This window comes from Marinitoga lauensis, from assembly GCF_004135675.1.
GTDB classification, from domain to species: domain Bacteria; phylum Thermotogota; class Thermotogae; order Petrotogales; family Petrotogaceae; genus Marinitoga; species Marinitoga lauensis.
In genome coordinates this window covers 57,672-76,959 of record NZ_QHLX01000004.1, presented here as the reverse complement: position 1 = coordinate 76,959, position 19,288 = coordinate 57,672, and the positions used below count along the sequence as shown (strand labels likewise).

The 19,288-nt window shown below is 28.2% G+C and carries 20 protein-coding genes, 4 tRNA genes and 2 pseudogenes; 12 read left to right on the top strand and 14 right to left on the bottom strand.

What is annotated here, in order from left to right; all coding sequences use genetic code 11:
- The first annotated feature begins 40 nt into the window (after positions 1-40).
- Genes DJ007_RS07705 through DJ007_RS07690 form a run of 4 tightly spaced genes read left to right on the top strand, consistent with a single transcriptional unit; the run spans position 41 to position 4,327 of the window.
- Positions 41-1,183, top strand: coding sequence for a PLP-dependent cysteine synthase family protein (locus tag DJ007_RS07705; protein ID WP_129409093.1), 1,143 nt, complete (start codon positions 41-43; stop codon positions 1,181-1,183).
- Positions 1,180-2,337 carry a trans-sulfuration enzyme family protein gene (locus DJ007_RS07700; RefSeq protein ID WP_129409092.1) on the top strand — a complete coding sequence of 386 codons (1,158 nt, stop codon included), beginning with the start codon at positions 1,180-1,182 and terminating at the stop codon, positions 2,335-2,337. Before DJ007_RS07705 ends, DJ007_RS07700 begins: the two co-directional genes overlap by 4 nt.
- Complete coding sequence (locus tag DJ007_RS07695) at positions 2,334-3,065, top strand: class I SAM-dependent methyltransferase (protein ID WP_129409091.1); 732 nt, start codon at positions 2,334-2,336, stop codon at positions 3,063-3,065. Before DJ007_RS07700 ends, DJ007_RS07695 begins: the two co-directional genes overlap by 4 nt.
- Positions 3,066-3,103: 38 nt before the next feature.
- Complete coding sequence (locus DJ007_RS07690) at positions 3,104-4,327, top strand: adenosylhomocysteinase (RefSeq protein ID WP_129409090.1); 1,224 nt, start codon at positions 3,104-3,106, stop codon at positions 4,325-4,327.
- A gap of 977 nt (positions 4,328-5,304) precedes the next feature.
- Here the strand turns inward: DJ007_RS07690 and DJ007_RS07680 are convergent.
- The 7 genes from DJ007_RS07680 to mnmE form a co-directional block, all read right to left on the bottom strand.
- Positions 5,305-5,673, bottom strand: coding sequence for a hypothetical protein (locus DJ007_RS07680; RefSeq protein ID WP_129409088.1), 369 nt, complete (start codon positions 5,671-5,673; stop codon positions 5,305-5,307).
- A gap of 80 nt (positions 5,674-5,753) precedes the next feature.
- A tRNA-His gene (locus DJ007_RS07675) sits at positions 5,754-5,828 on the bottom strand.
- Between the two features lie 20 nt (positions 5,829-5,848).
- Positions 5,849-5,924 (bottom strand) — tRNA-Arg (locus tag DJ007_RS07670).
- Positions 5,925-6,000 (bottom strand) — tRNA-Gly (locus DJ007_RS07665). It abuts the tRNA gene before it with no gap.
- A 21-nt stretch (positions 6,001-6,021) separates the two neighbouring features.
- Positions 6,022-6,097 (bottom strand) — tRNA-Pro (locus tag DJ007_RS07660).
- Positions 6,098-6,187: 90 nt separating this feature from the next.
- Positions 6,188-6,901, bottom strand: a complete 714-nt coding sequence (locus tag DJ007_RS07655; protein ID WP_129409087.1) for a hypothetical protein — start codon at positions 6,899-6,901, stop codon at positions 6,188-6,190.
- A gap of 76 nt (positions 6,902-6,977) precedes the next feature.
- On the bottom strand, positions 6,978-8,243 hold the full coding sequence (gene mnmE / locus DJ007_RS07650; protein ID WP_240739382.1) for a tRNA uridine-5-carboxymethylaminomethyl(34) synthesis GTPase MnmE: 1,266 nt from the start codon (positions 8,241-8,243) through the stop codon (positions 6,978-6,980).
- 435 nt (positions 8,244-8,678) lie between these two features.
- On the opposite strand from mnmE, the pseudogene DJ007_RS20160 reads away from it, so the two are divergent.
- A pseudogene (locus DJ007_RS20160) lies at positions 8,679-9,214 on the top strand (GNAT family N-acetyltransferase).
- 13 nt (positions 9,215-9,227) lie between these two features.
- Here the strand turns inward: DJ007_RS20160 and DJ007_RS07640 are convergent.
- The 5 genes from DJ007_RS07640 to DJ007_RS07620 all read right to left on the bottom strand — a co-directional run bounded on the left by DJ007_RS07640 (position 9,228) and on the right by DJ007_RS07620 (position 11,210).
- Positions 9,228-9,455, bottom strand: a complete 228-nt coding sequence (locus DJ007_RS07640) for a hypothetical protein (protein WP_129409086.1) — start codon at positions 9,453-9,455, stop codon at positions 9,228-9,230.
- Positions 9,425-9,853 carry a GNAT family N-acetyltransferase gene (locus DJ007_RS07635; protein ID WP_129409085.1) on the bottom strand — a complete coding sequence of 143 codons (429 nt, stop codon included), beginning with the start codon at positions 9,851-9,853 and terminating at the stop codon, positions 9,425-9,427. The genes DJ007_RS07640 and DJ007_RS07635 overlap by 31 nt, the downstream gene beginning before the upstream one ends.
- On the bottom strand, positions 9,850-10,071 hold the full coding sequence (locus DJ007_RS07630) for a hypothetical protein (protein ID WP_129409084.1): 222 nt from the start codon (positions 10,069-10,071) through the stop codon (positions 9,850-9,852). Before DJ007_RS07630 ends, DJ007_RS07635 begins: the two co-directional genes overlap by 4 nt.
- Positions 10,072-10,140: 69 nt before the next feature.
- Entirely contained in the window at positions 10,141-10,587 is a 447-nt protein-coding gene (gene fliS, locus DJ007_RS07625) for a flagellar export chaperone FliS (protein ID WP_129409083.1), read from the bottom strand.
- A 17-nt stretch (positions 10,588-10,604) separates the two neighbouring features.
- Positions 10,605-11,210, bottom strand: coding sequence for a DUF8042 domain-containing protein (locus DJ007_RS07620; protein ID WP_129409082.1), 606 nt, complete (start codon positions 11,208-11,210; stop codon positions 10,605-10,607).
- Between the two features lie 321 nt (positions 11,211-11,531).
- Here DJ007_RS07620 and DJ007_RS07615 point away from each other — a divergent pair.
- The 4 genes and pseudogenes from DJ007_RS07615 to DJ007_RS07600 all read left to right on the top strand — a co-directional run bounded on the left by DJ007_RS07615 (position 11,532) and on the right by DJ007_RS07600 (position 14,525).
- Positions 11,532-12,064, top strand: a pseudogene (locus DJ007_RS07615) (cupin domain-containing protein).
- A gap of 22 nt (positions 12,065-12,086) precedes the next feature.
- Positions 12,087-12,482: an adenosylmethionine decarboxylase gene (gene speD, locus DJ007_RS07610; protein WP_129409081.1), complete on the top strand. Its 396-nt coding sequence runs from the start codon at positions 12,087-12,089 to the stop codon at positions 12,480-12,482.
- A gap of 12 nt (positions 12,483-12,494) precedes the next feature.
- A complete protein-coding gene (gene speE / locus DJ007_RS07605) occupies positions 12,495-13,376 on the top strand; it encodes a polyamine aminopropyltransferase (protein ID WP_129409080.1) in 882 nt (293 codons plus the stop codon).
- A gap of 156 nt (positions 13,377-13,532) precedes the next feature.
- Positions 13,533-14,525: an elongator complex protein 3 gene (locus DJ007_RS07600; protein WP_129409079.1), complete on the top strand. Its 993-nt coding sequence runs from the start codon at positions 13,533-13,535 to the stop codon at positions 14,523-14,525.
- Between the two features lie 35 nt (positions 14,526-14,560).
- Here DJ007_RS07600 and DJ007_RS07595 read toward each other — a convergent pair whose 3' ends face one another.
- Positions 14,561-15,700 (bottom strand): DUF5700 domain-containing putative Zn-dependent protease, encoded by a 1,140-nt coding sequence (locus DJ007_RS07595; protein WP_129409078.1) that lies wholly within the window; start codon positions 15,698-15,700, stop codon positions 14,561-14,563.
- Positions 15,701-16,010: 310 nt separating this feature from the next.
- Complete coding sequence (locus tag DJ007_RS07590; protein ID WP_129409077.1) at positions 16,011-16,580, bottom strand: CPBP family intramembrane glutamic endopeptidase; 570 nt, start codon at positions 16,578-16,580, stop codon at positions 16,011-16,013.
- Positions 16,581-16,808: 228 nt separating this feature from the next.
- Here DJ007_RS07590 and DJ007_RS07585 point away from each other — a divergent pair, with 228 nt between their 5' ends.
- From DJ007_RS07585 to DJ007_RS07575, 3 genes are all read left to right on the top strand, one after another.
- Positions 16,809-17,903: an iron-containing alcohol dehydrogenase family protein gene (locus tag DJ007_RS07585; protein ID WP_129409076.1), complete on the top strand. Its 1,095-nt coding sequence runs from the start codon at positions 16,809-16,811 to the stop codon at positions 17,901-17,903.
- 32 nt (positions 17,904-17,935) lie between these two features.
- The gene (locus DJ007_RS07580) at positions 17,936-18,448 is read left to right on the top strand and encodes a histidine phosphatase family protein (protein ID WP_129409075.1); all 513 of its coding nucleotides are present in this window, start codon (positions 17,936-17,938) and stop codon (positions 18,446-18,448) included.
- Between the two features lie 121 nt (positions 18,449-18,569).
- Positions 18,570-19,280, top strand: a complete 711-nt coding sequence (locus tag DJ007_RS07575; RefSeq protein ID WP_129409074.1) for a 2-phosphosulfolactate phosphatase — start codon at positions 18,570-18,572, stop codon at positions 19,278-19,280.
- The last annotated feature ends 8 nt before the right edge of the window (positions 19,281-19,288 follow it).

Genomic DNA, 19,288 nt, shown 5'->3' with positions numbered 1-19,288 from the left:
AACAAATTCACAAAGGAGGTTATTTCATGGTGAATAAAAAATTTTTAAAAATATTTTAGATTTAATAGGAAAAACTCCTATTGTAAGATTAAATAAAATAGAAAAATTTTTTAATTTGAAAAACGAATTATATGCAAAAATTGAATATTTTAATCCTGGTGGAAGTATAAAAGATAGAGTGGGCGTATACATGTTAAAAAGCGCTGAAAATGAGAATAAAGTTAATAAAGATACCATTATAATAGAACCAACTTCTGGAAATACAGGAGTAGGAATAGCCTTATATGCACTGAGTAAAGGAAATAAATTAATTTTTACAATGCCTTCTAAAATAAGTATGGAAAAAGAGTTTTTATTAAAAGCTTATGGTGCTTTTGTTGTTAGAACCCCTACAGAGGTAACCCCTGACTCTCCAAATTCTTATTATAAAATTGCTGAAATATTACGTAATCTTGTGTGGAAAAGAAATAAAAAATTAGAAATTAATGAAATAAAGGAAATAGTTGATTATGTTCAAAAACTTATTGACCAAAATAAAATTGATAAATTAAAAAAGATTTTAAATGAAAAAACTGAACCAAATATATATGCATATATACCAAATCAATATTACAATAAAAATAATCCAAAAACTCACTATGAAACAACCGCAAGAGAAATTTGGGAACAATTTAACGGAAAAATAGATTTTATATTTTCCGGAATGGGTACAGGGGGTACAATTACTGGAATAAGTTCGTTTATGAAAGAAAAATGTGAAATAAAAATAATAGGAGTAGATCCTGTGGGTTCTATTTACAATCTTGTAAAAAAAGGAGTGAAGTTAGAAGAAGCATTAAAACATGCCCATTCTTATTTTGTTGAAGGTATTGGTGAAGATATTATTCCGGAAACTATAGATTTAGAGGCTATTGATGATATAGTAGTTGTAAATGATCAGATGTCATTTTCAATGACGAGGTTTTTGTCAAAAAATGAAGGAATTCTGGTTGGCGGCTCCTCAGGGGCAGCACTTTATGGGACAATAAAATATTTAAAGGAGAATAATATAAATAACAAAAAGGTATTGGTGATTTTTCCTGATAGTGGAAGAAACTATTTGACTAAAGTTTTCAATGATGATTGGTTAATTGAACATGGTTTTGAAACAAATGACGAAAAAATTTTGGAGGTGTTAAAATGAAATTTTTAACAAAATCAATACATGTTGGTGAAAATCCTAAAAACATTCAATATGGAGATGCGATTTATCCCATACATCTTTCAACTACTTTTGCAAAAGAATCACTTGATGAAGTTGAAGAAGGATATGTCTATTCGAGAAGTGGAAATCCTACCAGAAATAGCCTGGAAGACAAATTAGCTTCTCTTGAAAATGCAAAATATGGTTTGGCATTTTCTTCTGGATTGGCAGCAGAAACTACTATAATTTTATCTTTATTAAAACAGGGTGATCATGTTATAGCTTTTGATGATCTTTATGGAGGAACAAAAAGATTATTTAATAAAGTATTGAATCGTTTTGGTATTGAAGTAAGTTATACTGATTTCAGAAATGTAGAAAATATTGAAAAATCCATTAAAAACAACACAAAAATGATCTGGATTGAAACACCAACAAATCCGTTATTAAAACTTGCTGATATTGAAGAGATTTCTAAATTAGCCAGAGAAAAAGACTTAGTGGTAGTAGTTGATAATACATTTGCCAGCCCATATTTTCAAAATCCATTGGATCTTGGAGCCGATATAGTATTACATAGTATTACAAAGTATATCAATGGTCATTCAGATGTTGTTGGTGGTGCTGTAATGTTGAATAATGATATATTATATGAAAAAATAAGTTTTCATCAAAATTCGATAGGAGCTATATTATCGCCATTCAATTCATGGCTCGTTATGAGAGGAATAAAAACTTTAGCAATACGTATGGAACAACATGAAAAAAATGCTTTAATTATTGCAAAGTATTTGGAAGAAAATTCTAATGTTGAAAAAGTATATTATCCAGGTCTTAAGTCTCATCCACAACATCAGCTGGCTAAAAAACAAATGAAAGGTTTTGGAGGAATGTTATCATTTGAAATAAAAGGTGGATTAAATGAGGCTAAAAAATTCGTTGAAAATTTAGCTCTTTTTTCACTTGCTGAAAGTTTGGGTGGGGTTGAATCTTTAATAGAATTACCTGCTTTAATGACGCATTCAGCTGTTCCTGAAGATGAAAGGATAAAAATAGGTATTAAAAATTCTTTGATAAGAGTTTCAGTTGGCATAGAAAATGTGGAGGACTTAATTGAAGACTTTGAAAAAGGATTTAAGGCGGTGAGAAAATGATGCCAACATTGAGTGAAGTAGAAATATTTTTTGAAAAATTAGGATATGATAAATTAGTAATAAATGAACTCATTGAGCAGATTAAACATTTTGAAGAAGAAGCTCCTTCAAGAGATGAAATTGTAAAATCATATCTTAACGATAAATGTATAAATGTTATGGTAGAAGAAATAGTATCAGAAATAATTGAATTGGATAAAAAAGAGATATCGTTTCTTGACGTTGCTGCTGGATCGGGATTTTTCACTGAAAAAATAATAAAAAGTTTAAATGAAAAAAATATCATTTCTTTACCTCATGCATTGGATTTAACTCCAAGTATGCTAAATAGGTTGAAAAAGAGGAATATAGAAGCTATCTGGGGTGTTGCAGAAAAAATTAAAGAGTCAATAAGAATTTCAAATGAATATTATAAGGATAAAAAACCAGAGAAGTTTGATATCATTATATCCACTTTAGCTTTTCATCATTTTTTAGAACCTGAAAAAGTATTAAAAAGCATGAAACAAGTTTTAAAGAAAAATGGGAAGGTAATAATAATAGATATATTAAAACATGAACATGTTGAAATATTGGATGATTTAAAAGATACGCATCCGGGATTTTCTTTAGGTGAAATAAAAAATATTAGCAAAAAAGTATTTGATGATGTAAAAATAAATCCTTTAGAAGCATATTGTGTGGTTGGTGACAAAAAAATATATTTATATAAAGCTGTGTTCATATGATATAATAAAATTATACAAAACTTATTGGAGGGGATAATATGGATTTAATTAAATCTGGAAGAATGAAAATCGAATGGGTAAAACAACACATGAAAGTTTTAAACACATTAAAAGAAATGTATATGGAAGAACAACCTTTTAAAGGAATAAATATATCTATGAGTATCCATCTAGAAGCTAAAACAGCATATACAGCTGTGGTATTACATGAATTGGGTGCTAATGTAGCAATAACAAGTAGTAATCCGTTATCAACGCAGGATGATGTTGCAGAAGCTTTAAAAACATATGGAGTAAATGTATATGCTAAAAGAACACCAGAGGAAGAATTATACTGGGAAAATATTGATAAAGTATTATCCATAAAACCAAATATAGTAATAGATGATGGGGCAGATTTGGGCGTAAGAATAGTAGAAAAATTCCCGGAATTATTGGATGACATTTGGGGTATTAACGAAGAAACAACTACAGGAATAAAGAGATATAAAGCATTATTAAATGATGGAAAATTAAAAGTGCCAGTTATCGATGTAAACGACTCTTATATGAAATATCTCTTTGATAACAGATATGGTACAGGTCAATCAACATGGGATGGAATAATTAGATCAACCAATCTAACAGTTGCAGGTAAAAATGTAGTTGTTGCTGGATATGGTTGGTGTGGCAAAGGTGTAGCAATGCGAGCCAAAGGATTAGGAGCTAAGGTCATAGTTACAGAGGTTGATCCTATAAAAGCAATTGAAGCTGTTATGGATGGATTTGAAGTAATGCCAATGGATGAAGCTGCAAAAATAGGTGATTTCTTTATTACAGTAACTGGTGATACTGATGTTATTGTAGAAAGACATTTCTTGAAAATGAAAGATGGAGCAGTATTGGCTAATGCTGGGCATTTTGATATAGAAGTAAAAGTTGCTGATCTTGAAAGAATAAATGTTGATAAAAAAGAAGTTAGAGAAGGAGTTACACAATATACAATGCCAAATGGAAATAAATTATACTTATTGGGTATGGGTAGATTGGTTAATCTGGTAAATGGAGATGGTCATCCAGTAGAAATCATGGATTTATCTTTCTCATTGCAATTGGAAGGAGCAAAATATTTAAAAGAAAATAAAGGAAAAATAGAAATAGATGTTAGACCGGTTCCATATGAAGTTGATTTAAAGATTGCTAAGATAAAATTGAAGTCTATGGGGATAGAAATAGATGAATTGACGCCAGAACAAATAGAATATTTAAATAGTTGGAAATAAACAAAAAAGGCGAGAACAAATCTCGCCTTTTTTGTTATATAGCTACGATAAAATTTTTGTATAAGTTCTAAACTTTTAATTTTTTGATAGTATAAAAATATTATATCAAATCATTGATGATATGCTCTTCGTTATTAAATGTTTTATAATTTTTCAAATAAAATATTGTTGCTGAAAATCCCATAATACCTGACAAAATTAAGAATAATGTTATTATACTTATTTTGTTTGATAAGACTGATATTATTATTCCTGATAATGGAGCAGAACATCTTGCTAAAAAACTTTTTAATAAATTAATTCTTCCTAACATGTTTTTAGGGGAAGACGATTGGATATAATAATTTAATGGAATTGTCGAAAAAGGCCCCAAAACCCAAAGAAAAAGCTTATAAGTATTATGTATATAAATAATATATTATTTATAAAATCCAGTATTTTTGGAAGTGAATATAAAGCATATGTAATACTTAAAAATATAATACTTAAAAAAATAATATTAAGTTTTTTATTGTTTTTTACTATTTTAGGTACTATATAACTCCCCACTATTATTCCAAATAACGATGATATTTCCATATAACTAATATAAATGGTGTTTTGATTTAGAATATCTTTTACGTATACAACTTGTAATATATAAAATGGTGTTATACATAGATTTATAATAAACGCCATTAAAATGGTTGGAAATAATATTTCATTATTCTTTATATATTTAAAGGTATCAAAAAAAGAAGTTTTTTCTTTGAATAATTTTTTTCAAGTACTTCATTTATCCTGGCGAAGGATAATAAAACAGAAGAAATAAAAAAAGTTGAACTATTAATAATAAAAGCTATATATAGACTGAAATAAACAGATATAAAACCTCCAAACAACAACCCGCTATATCCGTTATAGAAATTAATAAATTTGAAAAGGAGATAGCATCTAATAATTTAGATTTTGTAACGCTTAAAGGTATTAATGTTTTATTAGCGGGTTTTATAATAGAGCCTAAAGTACTGCTGATTATGGAAAATACGAATATGTAAAAAGTATTTATTGAATTGTATAACAATAGAATTGCTGTAAAAAAGACAAGTATTCCACGCATTATATTGCCAAAAATAACAATATTTTTTTTTAGATAAAGAATCAATAAAATTACTTCCTAATATAAGAAAAACTATTTGAGGAATAAAATTAACTGCAAACAGAATTCCCATAATACGTGTTGAATTTGTAATTTCATAAACCATCCATGGATAAACAATTTTATCAATAGAATCCCCAAACCTATTAATTGCATCAGAAATAACTATTAAAATAAAATTTTTATTCTTAAATAAATTTTTTAGCATATTTCACTCTCCAATATTTTCGTATAAACGAAATATAATTTTAAAAAAAGAGGAACCAATAAACTTGGTTCCTCTTTTGTTGGGGTGGCATGTGGGATTTGAACCCACGACATCCTGATCCACAGTCAGGCGTTCTACCACTGAACTAATGCCACCATCTCTAAATAAAAAAAGGTGGCGCGCCCAGAGGGACTCGAACCCCAACCCTTGGATTAGAAATCCAATGCTCTATCCTATTGAGCTATGGGCGCTGGAGCGGCCGACGAGACTCGAACTCGCAACCCCTGGCTTGGAAGGCCAGTGTTCTACCAATTGAACTACAGCCGCACATGAAAGTTCGCCACCTTCTGGTCGGAGCGACTGGGATCGAACCAGCGACCTCCGGTTCCCAAGACCGGCGCGCTACCATCTGCGCTACGCTCCGACTCATTCATCTTCATCAGATGTCCGAGAATTATAATACCACAAAAATCATTACCAGTCAAGTAAAAAAATATTTCAAGATTTTTACAAGTTATATTTCATCCAATTTTATTATTATTTTTTGGAGTATGTCTGGCTCTTCATAAAAGGATATAAGCTCTCCATCTTTTGTTGAAATAGTTAAACAAAAACTTTCTAAATAAGGTTTATGCAAAGTTCTTAATCTTCTATTAGGCAGGAATAAGTCCTGTATTTTTACATAATATAATTCCTGTTTACCTTTAATGTCGTAAAGATCATATGAGTTTATATTTTTAATTGGAATAATTTGATTATAATAGTCTCCATTAGGCATTTTTACAGAATATGCTATATTATTTTCTCCTATTGCCAGAATAGAAGGAATTAATTTTCCTACTTCTTCTATAGAAGAAATTTCTCCACGTCCAAAAAATAAATGGTAATAGTCCCATTTTTGAGAATTCATATTATTTGTATTTATATATTCTCTTAATATATCCACCTTTTTTTCTTCGTTAGCAGCAACTAAAAAGATACCAGAAACAACTAAAAGATAAAAGAGAATAAAGAAATTCGTAAATCCAAAAAGTAGTGCTATGGCTTCACTTCCTATTATTGTAGCAGATAAAAATGAAAAGACCTGTTTTCCTTTTGACTTTAATATTTGATAAAAAACAATAAATGCAATTAATGAAATTCCAAAAAATAGCCATCCTTTGATAAATAATTGAGCTAAGGGATTAATCCAAATAAAATAGATAATATTGTATAATTCATAATTCACACCTACTTTCCTACACAGAAATTTCCAAATATGTTGTCTAATAATGTTTCTGTATAATCTTCACCTGTTAATTCATTTAGCCCTCAATAGCCTTTCTTACATCAAACATTATTGCATCATTTGTAAGACCCAATTCAATTCCTTCAATAGCTTTTATTACAGAATCAATAGCTTTTTTAACAGCTCGCTTTTGTCTTTCGTTTGTAAGTGTAAATTCATTTGTAGTAACTGTATTTTTTAGTTTATCATAGATTAAGTCCTCAAGATTTTTAATATTTCCTGTAGCTGCTGATATTCTAACAATATCATGATTTTTCCATGGGATTTCAAAATTATCTTTATTTTTAAGGTCGGATTTATTTATTACTATAATAATATCCTTATTTAGATTTTTAATTTTTTCATATATTTCTATATCATAATCTTCTATTCCAGTTGAATTATCCAATACAAATAATACCAACTTTGACTGTTCAATGGCTTTTAAAGACCTTTCTACACCAATTTTTTCTACAACATCATCGGTTTCCCTTATTCCAGCAGTATCTATTGATTTTATATAAATGCCATGAATATTCAAATTTTCTTCTATGGTATCTCTTGTAGTTCCAGGGATATCAGTTACTATAGCTCTGTCTTTTCTTAGTAAAGCATTTAATAATGTAGATTTCCCAGCATTTGGTTTTCCGACAATAGCCATTTTTATTCCTTCTATGGCAGAGATACCATTATCAGCATTTTCGTATAAATATTCTAATTCATCTTTTATAGAGTTTAGAGAATTAAGAAATTCAAAATTATCTACTTCAAAGTCATCAGGATAATCCATTTCTACCTCAATTCTTGCAGCAATATTGAATAACTCTTTTTTTAGCATTTGTATTTTTTCTGAAAGTTTTCCGTCCATTTGGTTTGCAGCTGCTTTTAAAGCGTACTCGGAATTTGCATGTATTAATTCATTAATAGCCTCGGCTTTTACTAAATCCATTTTTTTATTTATAACGGCTCTTTTAGAAAATTCTCCAGGTAATGCTTCTCTTACATTTTTTGATAAAATAATATTCAGGATTTTTCTTGTAACTAAGATCCCACCATGACCAAATATTTCAAGCATATCTTCACCAGTATAACTTTTTGGACCTTTATGATATACCCATGTTACTTCATCTATAACATCCTCTTTTTCTTTAATCCAACCATAGTACATTTTTTTTGGTTCTGGATTATTGATATTAAAGAGATCAGTTATAACCTGTAAAACGTTTTTTCCGGTTAGTCTTATTACAGAAATAGCTCCTGTTCCTAAAGGTGAAGATATTGCTGCAATAGTATCAAAAATCATAAAACCACTCCCCAAAGTTTTTCTGATATATTATAACATATAATACTACAATATTTTTTAATATTATAATCCTGTATTGTTAATAATATTGATTTATTAAAATAAAACATATTATAAAATTTGCATAATAAATCTCGATCAGACGCTCATTTGCTGATCTGATAAAATCATTCATTTTCAGCTGTCGCTCAGACAACACATCGTGTGTTGCTTCGCTTAAAATCCCATCCTTAGGATTTTAACAGCTACATTCATGATTTTATCAGGCAAATTTCGAGTCTTTTCTCGATTTATTATGAAATTTTATAATTTGTTATTATTAATTTCATACCAACTTCAATAAATCAATATTTATAATTGACATTAGGAGATATAATTTGTTATAATATTCTCAAATATTTGTATTTTTATTAAAAACGGTTAGGGAGGGATTTCATGTTAGAGGGGAAATTAATAAGATTAAGAGCATATCGTAAAGATGATTTAGATAAAGCATTAAAGTATATTAATGAATATGAAGTAAAAAAGAATTTAACACCAGGGATTCCATTTCCTTTTAAAAAAGAAGATGAAGAAAAATGGTATGAAAATATAAATCCAATGGGTAAAGGGAATTATGATTTTGCAATTGAATTAATAGAGAATGGTGAATATATAGGTGGATGTGGAATAAATGAAGTAGATTGGAAAAATTCCGTAGCAACTGTGGAATCTTTTTAGGAAAACCTTTTTTGAATAATGGTTATGGAACAGAAGCAATGAAATTATTAGTGAATTTTATATTTGATGAAATGAATATAAATAAGGTTAAATTACATGTCTTTAGTTTTAATAAAAGAGCAATAAGATCATATGAAAAAGTTGGGTTTAAAGTTGAAGGTGTATTAAGAGAACAAATTTTTAGAGAAGGAAAATATCATGATGAAATCATAATGGGTATATTGAGAAGAGAGTGGCAAAAGCGCAGTTAAAAAACTGCGCTTTTTAATGTATTCTTTTCTCCATTTCTACCTGTCTTAAAAAAGGATTAAAATTATATTTTTCTATTAGTGGATACAACGGATCGTTTTCAGGTAAAGAAACTATAGTAACATTTTTAAAATTCAATTCAGCAAACCTATTTAATAAATCTTCTAAAATTTCATCATATCTTGTAATATCGATAATAGGAGAAATATCAACTATAAAAGCGCCTTCTTTTGTTGTTCCCATACAACATATCCAATAGTAAAACCTTTTTGTGTGATTCTTTCCATTTGATACCTATCTTTTGATAATTCCAATGTTTTTGGTTCTCTTTGCCAGTTAGGGTTTCTTCCAATATAATGCAAGGCTTCTACAGCTCTATCATGTATATATTTATAATCTGTTTTTACATATTTGAATTTTGATTCTTTAGTTTTATCCAGGTATTTGATAAAACTATCCAATATCCTTTTTTCTTTAAATCCATGTTTTTTATAAAATTTTTTTGCGCTAAGTTCTGTGTCTACAACTTCTAGAGTTACTTTTGTAATGCCTTTCCATTTCATTTTTTCAAGTGTATAATAAAGTAGTTCTGAGCCATATCCCTTTAATCTATATTCTTTTAAAAAACCAAAAGCGTCTATTCTTCCCTTGTACCTCTTATGGAAACCAAAGAAAAACCAATAGGTTTTTCATTTTCAAAGACAATATATGAATCTTCTAATGAAATTGAATTTTCTCTAACATCATATTCAAAAGATGTTATTGTCCAATTAATTGGTACGGTATAATCTTTAAATGTTTGATTAACTAAATCTACAATAGCAACTTTAGGAATTTCGCTTGCTTTTTTAAATTCCATAATATCCCCCTTTGCTTCTCATTACAATTATATCACAAAAAAATAAAACTGGCACAAAGCCAGTTTAAATTATGTGGAAATATCTAATCCTTTTCTTGTAGGCTGATTAACCTGCTGTTTAATTATATCTCCTGCCTGCTTCATTGCTTCACGCCATGCTTCTAATAAAGTATTTAATAAAATTTTTATTTCCTCTAATATTTCAATATCTTTATTTAAATTTGCTTCTAATAAACGCCTATACATATAATTATATAATGCTCTTAAATTTTTTGAAATTTCGCCCCCTTTTTCCATATCCAAAGAGAGATTTAATTCCATAATTATATCTTCAACTCTTACGATCTGATTATGAGCCTCGGCTATTTTTTTGTTTTTAATCATATTCATGGCTCTATTTAATCTTTCTATTGAGTTTAAGTATAGTAATTCAACTAATTTTGCAGGGCTTGCGGTTTTTACCATGCTTTCAACATATCTGTTATTAGCATTTTGGAAATTGTTTGGTTGATACATAAAGCTCACCACCTCGCTTAATCGATTTCGTTTATAGCCCTTTCAAATGCTTTTTTAAAGATATCTAACAATTCGGTAAATTCATAGTCGATTATATCAGAGATTTCTACATTATCAGAAATGCTTTGAGATTCTGTAATTTTTTCCAATATACTTTTTTGCTTTTCCATTTCTTCGTCAGTTATAAATGTTTTATTTAAAACTTTTGATGCCTGAGATAATATTGTATTCATAGCTTGTAATCCTTCTGCTAATGCTTTAATCATCTTATGACCTTCTTTGGTATTTAACATAACTTCTTTTGAAATTGTACTCAAAGAATTTTCTATTTTTGAAATGTATTGCTCACCTTCTAAAAGCAGTTTTTTTACTAAACCATATAAATCATCAAATGTCAGTACTATTTCTTCTCCACCTTCAAAAAAAGCATTTTTGATTTCATCATAAAATTTCATAGGAATTTCTTTTCCGTTTATCTTCATCCCGGTTAATACCGAATTAACTTTTTCTGTTTGAAAAAAATTAACTAATTCATTAAAGTTATTAAACTGATCTTTTGAAAATTCTCTTTCAAATGTTTGATTATCTGATTCATAAATTACCTTAATTTTTATATTGTCCATAAAAACATACCTCCTGACATAGCTCATAATTAATATCGTCTAATTCAATTATAACATTAATTTCTTTTAAAAACAAAAGCACAGGTGTAAAAAAACTTTAATATTAAAAATACGTTTTTGATAAGAACATTTGTTGACAATGAAAGAAAAAAAGATTATAATAATAAACGTATTGTTTATTATAATGTTCATTGAAGTGTGGAAAAATGTCTTTTTGAAAAGAGCATAAAAGAATAATGTTTCTATAAGTGTTTTTCTATAAATATTTTATAAGTTTAATATAAAATACATAAAAGATACTTTAAAAATACAGGTGATATTATGAAAATAGGGGAAAAGCTGAAAAAATTAAGGCTTTCGAGGGATTAACACAAGAAGAATTAGCCGTTAGGGCGGATTTAACGAGAGGATTTATATCACAATTAGAAAGAGATTTAACTTCTCCGACTCTCGAAAGTTTGGAAATGATTTTAAGAGCATTAGGAACAAATCTTAAAGAGTTTTTTTCTGATTTTGAAGAAAAAAAGGTTATATACAAAAAAAATGAAAGAGTTCCAATATATGATACTCCTGATGGTATAAAAGAAGAATTGTTAATGACTGATACTGAAGTAAAAAAGATTGAACCAATAATTGTAGAGCTTGAACCAATGGCTCAAACAGAAGAGGAGAACTATCATGAAGGTTCTGAATTTGGATACATATTAGAGGGTAATATAGAATTATGGCTGGATGATGTTAAATATAAAGCGAAAACAGGAGATGCTTTTTATTTTAAGGCAGATAAAATACATTATATAAAGAATTCCAGTAAAAAGAAAAAAGCCAGAGTATTATGGATTGAAATACAATAAAAATACCATGGGAGGGTTGTAAATGGCAAAATCATTAGGAAGACATATTATAGCAGAATTTTATGAGTGTGATAAAGATATTTTAGACGATGTAGATAAAATAGAAGAATTAATGAAAAAGGCTTCTATAGAATCGGGAGCAACTATAGTAACATCTACTTTCCACAGATTTTTGCCCCATGGGGTAAGTGGAGCTGTTATTGTTTCAGAATCACATTTTGCTATTCATACATGGCCTGAATATGGTTATGCTTCAGTTGATATTTATACATGTGGAGATCATGTGGATCCATGGAAGAGTTTTGAATTTTTAAAAAGGGAATTTAATTCTCAAAGAGCGCAAACAATAGAACATTTAAGAGGCGTTTATGAAGAAATAGGAATAGATGAAAATTCACCACATAAAGTGGAAGCTTAAGGAGGGATAGAAATGGAAAAGAATTTGGAACCAGGAAGACATTTATTATATATGGAATGGTATACAGGTGGCGATGTAGGATTATTTATGAAAATGAACAAGATATTATTTTCTGGACAAAGTGAATATCAAAGAGTAGATGTTTTTGAAAACCCTGAATTGGGAAGAGTATTTTCCTTAGATGGAATTACAATGACTACAGAAGTAGATGAATTTATGTATCATGAAATGTTGGTTCATGTACCAATGTTTATTCATCCAAATCCAAAAAGAGTATTGGTTATTGGTGGAGGAGACGGTGGATCAACAAGAGAAGTATTAAAGCATCCATCAGTTGAGGAAGTAATTTTATGTGAAATTGATCCAATGGTTATTGAAGCAGCAAGAAATTATTTACCAACTACAAGCGTAGAATTTAATAATCCAAAATTAAAAATAGTAAATGAAAATGGTGCTGAATATGTAAGACAATTTGAAAATTATTTTGATGTAATTATTGTAGATTCAACAGATCCAACTGCTGGAGAAGGAGGACACTTATTTACAGAAGATTTCTATAAAGCATGTAATAATGCTTTGACAGAAAATGGAGTGTTCTCTGCTGAAACAGAAGATCCATTCTATGATAGAGCATGGGTTGGAATTGCATATAATAGAATTAAAAGTGCATTTCCTGTAACTAAAGTATACATGGGATTCATGACAACATATCCATCAGGAATGTGGAGTTATACATTTGCTTCAAAAGTATTAGATCCATTAAAAGATTTCGATCCTGAAAAGGTTAGAAATTTTGAGAAGAAAGATACATTAAAATATTACAATGAAGAAATTCATGTTGCATCTTTTGCATTACCAAATTTTGTAAAAAAATTAATAGGCTTAGAAAAGTAATAATAATATAAAACCGGTGGATTAGTATCCACCGGTTTAGATTTTAGATAAATTGTAAAATAATATTTGATACATTTTTTATATTTTATTTTTATAATATATTGAATCCGGCGGGAACTAGGCCGCCGGATTTGTGTAAGTGTGAGAGGTGGAAGTGTGTCGAGAGAATATATCATTCCTATCTTTATTCCACATGCAGGATGTAAAAAAATATGTGTCTTTTGTAATGAATATTCTGCTACAGGTATAAGGGAAAAACCAGATATAAAAAATTTAGATGAAACGTTTGAAAAATATATTAGTTATTTTCCAGAAAAAGTTAATCCTTATATTGCTTTTTACGGGGCAACATTTACAGGTATGGAAACTGAAAAAATGAAATATTATTTAAATTGGGCAGAAAAAAAAATTAATCAGAAAAAAGCTTTTGGTATACGTTTTTCCACATCACCAGAAGAGATTACAGAAGAAAAAATAAATATATTAAAAAACTATACAATTAATTTCATAGAAATAGGCATACAGTCATTTTTTGATGATATTTTAAACGCTGCTAATAGGCCACATAATTTAAATGATGTATGGAATGCAATTGATTTGTTGGAAAAACATAATATGGATTATGGAGTTCATTTAATGACAGGATTACCTGAGAGTTCATATAATAAAGATATAACATCTGCTATTATAACAACGATGCTGAAAGCAAAAAGCGTTAGAATACATCCTACGGTAGTATTGAAAAATTCAACCCTTGAAAAAATGTATAAAAATGGAGAATATATTCCTGAAACACTTGATATTGCAATTGATAAGGTAGCTAAAATGACAGAAATTATTGAGGCATCCGGGAAAAAAGTTATAAGATTAGGGATTTGTTTATATGGAAAAGAAAGGGAAAATGTAGTGGCAGGTCCATATCATGATTCATTTGGAGATCTTGTTAGAACAAAGATAGCAGAAGATATTATGAAAAATTTTCCTGACTTAGTTGTGCCTATAAAATTTAAATCGAATTTTATAGGTTTTAAGAAAAAGAATTTGAAATTGCTGGAAAATTCAAATATTTCATTTCATAACGAAGAATATTTTATTTATCAAAATAAGAAATATTCATATATTGAAATTTTAAACAGAGTTATAAAATAATGTTCTTCCTTAGGAGTTCATATGAACTCCTAAATTCATAAATTTTTAATCATTTCAACCAGGGCTTCCGGAAATTTATATTTATCGTATAAATCAGGATGTAATTTTTTTAAAGATTTATTATAAAGGAATAAAAGTTTTCTAAAATCAAACATAACCTCAAATAAAGCAGTTCTTCCCATACCAGCATTAATTAATCCTAAAATCTCAGAACCATAATAGTATCTTCTACCTAAGCTAATGTCTTTATTTTCAATTTGCCCTGCTTTCCATGTCCAGTAGTTTGAATAATCTTTCCAAAATTTAGATATATCAGTTATGTTTCCATCAACAATATTTTGTAAGTCTTGAATTGCGTGTTTATGAATATCTTTGAACTCTTTCATAAAACAGAGCCACGTCTTTTCTACTCTTTTTAATGCAGCAAATTTTTTTTCAGGATATGGCTTTAGAGAAAAATTTGTTGGGGCATTACTGCAAAATTTTTGTGCCATACCTTCTTTTATAATTGAATAAAAAAAATCAGAATATAGTTTTAAAGGATGTGTGTCAGATAAAGTTTCATAATTAATAGACTTAAGATAAGTATTAAGTGGTATTCCAAGATGATGCAATTCATGGGCTAAAGTTAAAAGAAACATATCTTTGTCAAAATGTCCTTGATCATCTAACAAGAATAATATATTAAAAGCGGTATAATATTTTCCAGATTTTGATTTATAAGCCCATGCTCCACCGCCAATATCGAATAAAATTAATACTTCGACATCCAAATTTATATTACCTGGCAGCCAATAAAGAGCTATATTTAAAGCTTCTTTTATATCATCATTGGATATAAATTTAATTTTATTTAAAGCATTTTTGTATTTTTCTAAATTATTAATAGCATCTATATAATATTTTTTTAAAAATAATAATCTTTTATTATCTTGAGTCTCTTTGGAATTACTTGAAAAGCTTAATATAAAATTTTTAAATTCATCTAAAGTGATTTGTTTTTTTTCTATTCTATATTGTTCTTCACAAATTTGATATTCAGATGTAGATAAAATTTTTTTGAGAAGTTCTTTAATAGTATTTATGTTATTAGAATTACGTATTGCTTGAAAAACATTCAACATAGGTTCTATAGCTTTATAATTAAGTGTTATAGATGATTTTTGTAAATACATGCTTAAGTCTCCCTTCGATATTTATAATATATATTTTTATTGAAAGTTAAAGTTTTTGGTTTGTATATAATAATTATCAGTATTGAAAGAACAAAAATCAATAAAAAATTGTAGATTTTTCCTGCTGACGAGAGAGGAATAATATATCCCGTAAAATTGCACATAAAATGAAAAAGTATAGCTGATAAAGTACTTCTATTTGTATTATTATATATCCATGTAAATAAAAAAGATAATATAATAGGACTAAAAATAAAAATCCAAAAATCAATAGTTCCAAATTTTAATACATCATGCTGCCATTGACCTTTCATAAAAAAAGAGGAATATGCCATATTGACCATAAAACACCAATAATAACACTGGATAAAAATGCGCTATGTCTTTCCTGAAGCTTATCAAGAGCATAACCACGCCAACCTAATTCTTCAGGTAAAGGACCATAAATAAGGATAAATATAATAAATGGGAAAAATTTTGAAGGATTAGATATGAAATTTTCTATTATTTCAAATTTGGGTAAAGGACTTTTATTAAAATACATTGCTAAAATATTTGCAGTGATATTTATTAAAGGAAATGTGAATAAAATAATGCAATACCATACAGCGCCAATTCGTTTAACATCAAATATTCTAGATAAATAATCTTTCCATTCATATTTATTATGTTTCTTATAAATTAAAATAAATTCAGCAATAGCCGGTCCTAATAGTCCTAAAGCTCCAAAAAGTATTGCAGGAAAAGTAAAAACATTCCAATTTAATAATATTATCCATAACCATGAAAACCATGAAATACTAAAAACAAAAATGAAAAAAATCCAGGATTCTGAAATTACTATAATATCACTCCTTTCTATGAAAATTATTTTTTTCACATGCAGGGGTATTATTATAAAATTATTGCTATTATTATACCAATAAAATAATAATATGTCAATAAAAAATAAAAATTAAGAGTATTTGATATTTATGAATTTTTTTATTATAATAGAAGTAGTATAAAATAAAAAATTTTTTATAAACAATCAATTTAGTCTTTTTAAATGTATTTTTATAAAAACGAAGTTTATAAGAATCAAAATATGTGAAAGGGAGTGGTTAAAATGTTATATTATATGCCAACAAAATTATATTATGGTAAAGATATAATTTTTCAACATAAAGAAGAGATTGTATTAGGTGAAAAAGCGATTATAGTTACAGGTAAAAATTCTGCAAAGCTTACAGGAGCTTTAGACGATGTAATATCCGTTCTTGAAGAATTGAAAATTCCATATATTCATTATGATGGGATTGGAGAAAATCCAACGTATGAAATGGTTTTAAAAGGAAAAGAGATTGCTTTGAGTAATGAATGCGATTTCGTTATAGCAATAGGTGGCGGTAGCCCAATGGATGCTGGAAAGGCTATAGCTGTATTAACAGCGAATCCAGAGCTAACACCTGATGATTTGTTTGATATGAATAATTATGATGTTGCTTTACCTATTGTAGCCGTACCAACAACTGCTGGAACGGGAAGTGAAGTAACACCATTTGCAGTTTTGACAAAACCAAATGGTAGAAAGAGTGGTTTCAAGAGTGAATTAATTTTCCCTGATATTTCTTATTTAGATCCAAAATATATGGTTAAGATTAGCAAAGCTTTAACGCTCACAACAGCAGTTGATGCTTTATCTCATGCAGTTGAGGGAACTCTTTCTAAAAAATCTACACCTTTATCAGATATGCTTGCTAAAGAATCTATTAGATTAATATATGAATACTTACCGAAAGTATTAAATGATTTAGAAAATATAGAATATAGAGAAAAATTGGCAATTGCTTCAACATTAGCTGGGATGGTTATAGCACAAACAGGAACGATTCTTCCACATTCATTGGGATATAGAATTACAATTCATAAAGGCATAAGACATGGTCAAGCTACAGCTATGTTTTTACCATTAATAGCAGAAGAAGTAGAAAAATATTCTCCAGAAAAGACAAAAATAATTAAAGATATATTTGGAACATTAGATAAATTCTTTGTATTCTTAAAAGATATGGGAGTATATGAATTTAATATTGATTTTACAAATGAAGAATTGGAACTATTTGTTAATGAAGTAATGTTATCATCTCATGTGAAAAATACGCCCGGAGAATATGATAAAGGAAAAATTAAAAATATGTATACAAAAATTACAGAAATATGATAGAATATTTAATAGGTTAAGGAGGGAATTTTTTGAAATTATATCTGGTGCGCCATGGTATGACAGATTGGAATTTACATAGGAAATGGCAGGGGAATGTTGATATAGAATTAAATGAAATAGGTTTAAAACAAGCACATAATCTTGCTGGAAGGTTTAAAAGGGAACATTATATAAAAGTTTATTCATCGCCATTAAAAAGAGCATATAAAACAGCGTTGCCAATAGCTGAGAACATTAACATTCAACCAATAATTATCGATGATTTAAAAGAAGCACAGGTTTCATTATGGAATGGATATAATATTAACGATGTAAAAAATAAGTTTTCAAAGGAATTTGAAACATGGTCAAAAGATCCCTGGGCATTTGTAGAAGGTGTTGAATCACTCGCCGAAATACAACAAAGAGGAGTAAGAGCTTTAAAAAAAATCATCAATGAAAATGAAGATGATGTTGTTGTGGTTTCACATGCTTTATTATTAAGAACTGTAATTTGCTGGGTATTAAATTTACCCTTAACCAGCATAGGAATTTTATATTAGATAATGCATCCGTTACAACATTAGAATATACAGAAAAATATATAAGATTATTGAATTTAAATGAAACATGGCATTTGGATTTAGAGAGATTAATTCATCCTAAAACTGTGGAGGAAGAATTATGAGGTTATATACCTATTTTTTACCAGAAGAAAGTATTGAAAATCATAAATATTATATAGTTATTGATACATTAAGAGCTACATCTACTATAGCTACAGCGCTGTCTGTTGGATGTGAGAGCGTTACTATAGTATCTGAACCAGAAAAAGCTTTTGAATTAAAGAAAGAAAATACATTATTATTGGGTGAAAGAGGAGCGCTAAAAATTTCTGGTTTTGATTATTCTAATTCGCCTTCTGAAATATTAAAAAATGCAGCATATTTTAAAAATAAAAAAATTATATTGTGTACTACGAACGGTTCTAAATCGTTATTATTAGCTAATTCTAAAGGAATAACTATTGCGGCATCATTAATAAATTTAAAAGCTGTTTTGCAATATTTAATCACAAAGAAAATAGATGATATAGGAATAATTTGTAGTGGAACGGATGGTAAGGTATCTCTGGAAGATGCATTTACTGCAGGAAGAATTTTAAATGTATTATCAAAACAGGACATTACATATTTTAATGATGAATCATATATTGCTCTTAATCTGGCAAATATACCTCACACAAGAATATTACAATATTCTATTCACGCACAAAAATTGAAGAAAATGGGCTTAGATAAGGATTTAACAATGTGTTTTAATGAAAGTTTATTTAATGTAGTTCCTATTTCAAAAATGAACGAGAATAAATTTAAATCAAAAATAGATATCTAAATTTGGAG

Excerpts from the sequence above, each read along its gene's own strand:
- DJ007_RS07680 (WP_129409088.1), bottom strand. The coding sequence starts at position 5,673 with ATGCTAAAAAATTTATTTAAGAATAAAAATTTTATTTTAATAGTTATT.
- DJ007_RS07695 (WP_129409091.1), top strand. The coding sequence starts at position 2,334 with ATGATGCCAACATTGAGTGAAGTAGAAATATTTTTTGAAAAATTAGGA.
- speD (WP_129409081.1), top strand. The coding sequence starts at position 12,087 with ATGGCAAAATCATTAGGAAGACATATTATAGCAGAATTTTATGAGTGT.
- speE (WP_129409080.1), top strand. The coding sequence starts at position 12,495 with ATGGAAAAGAATTTGGAACCAGGAAGACATTTATTATATATGGAATGG.
- DJ007_RS07700 (WP_129409092.1), top strand. The coding sequence starts at position 1,180 with ATGAAATTTTTAACAAAATCAATACATGTTGGTGAAAATCCTAAAAAC.
- fliS (WP_129409083.1), bottom strand. The coding sequence starts at position 10,587 with ATGTATCAACCAAACAATTTCCAAAATGCTAATAACAGATATGTTGAA.
- DJ007_RS07575 (WP_129409074.1), top strand. The coding sequence starts at position 18,570 with ATGAGGTTATATACCTATTTTTTACCAGAAGAAAGTATTGAAAATCAT.
- mnmE (WP_240739382.1), bottom strand. The coding sequence starts at position 8,243 with ATGATTTTTGATACTATTGCAGCAATATCTTCACCTTTAGGAACAGGA.
- DJ007_RS07690 (WP_129409090.1), top strand. The coding sequence starts at position 3,104 with ATGGATTTAATTAAATCTGGAAGAATGAAAATCGAATGGGTAAAACAA.
- DJ007_RS07620 (WP_129409082.1), bottom strand. The coding sequence starts at position 11,210 with ATGGACAATATAAAAATTAAGGTAATTTATGAATCAGATAATCAAACA.
- DJ007_RS07640 (WP_129409086.1), bottom strand. The coding sequence starts at position 9,455 with ATGGGAACAACAAAAGAAGGCGCTTTTATAGTTGATATTTCTCCTATT.
- DJ007_RS07595 (WP_129409078.1), bottom strand. The coding sequence starts at position 15,700 with ATGTATTTACAAAAATCATCTATAACACTTAATTATAAAGCTATAGAA.
- DJ007_RS07630 (WP_129409084.1), bottom strand. The coding sequence starts at position 10,071 with ATGGAATTTAAAAAAGCAAGCGAAATTCCTAAAGTTGCTATTGTAGAT.
- DJ007_RS07585 (WP_129409076.1), top strand. The coding sequence starts at position 16,809 with ATGTTATATTATATGCCAACAAAATTATATTATGGTAAAGATATAATT.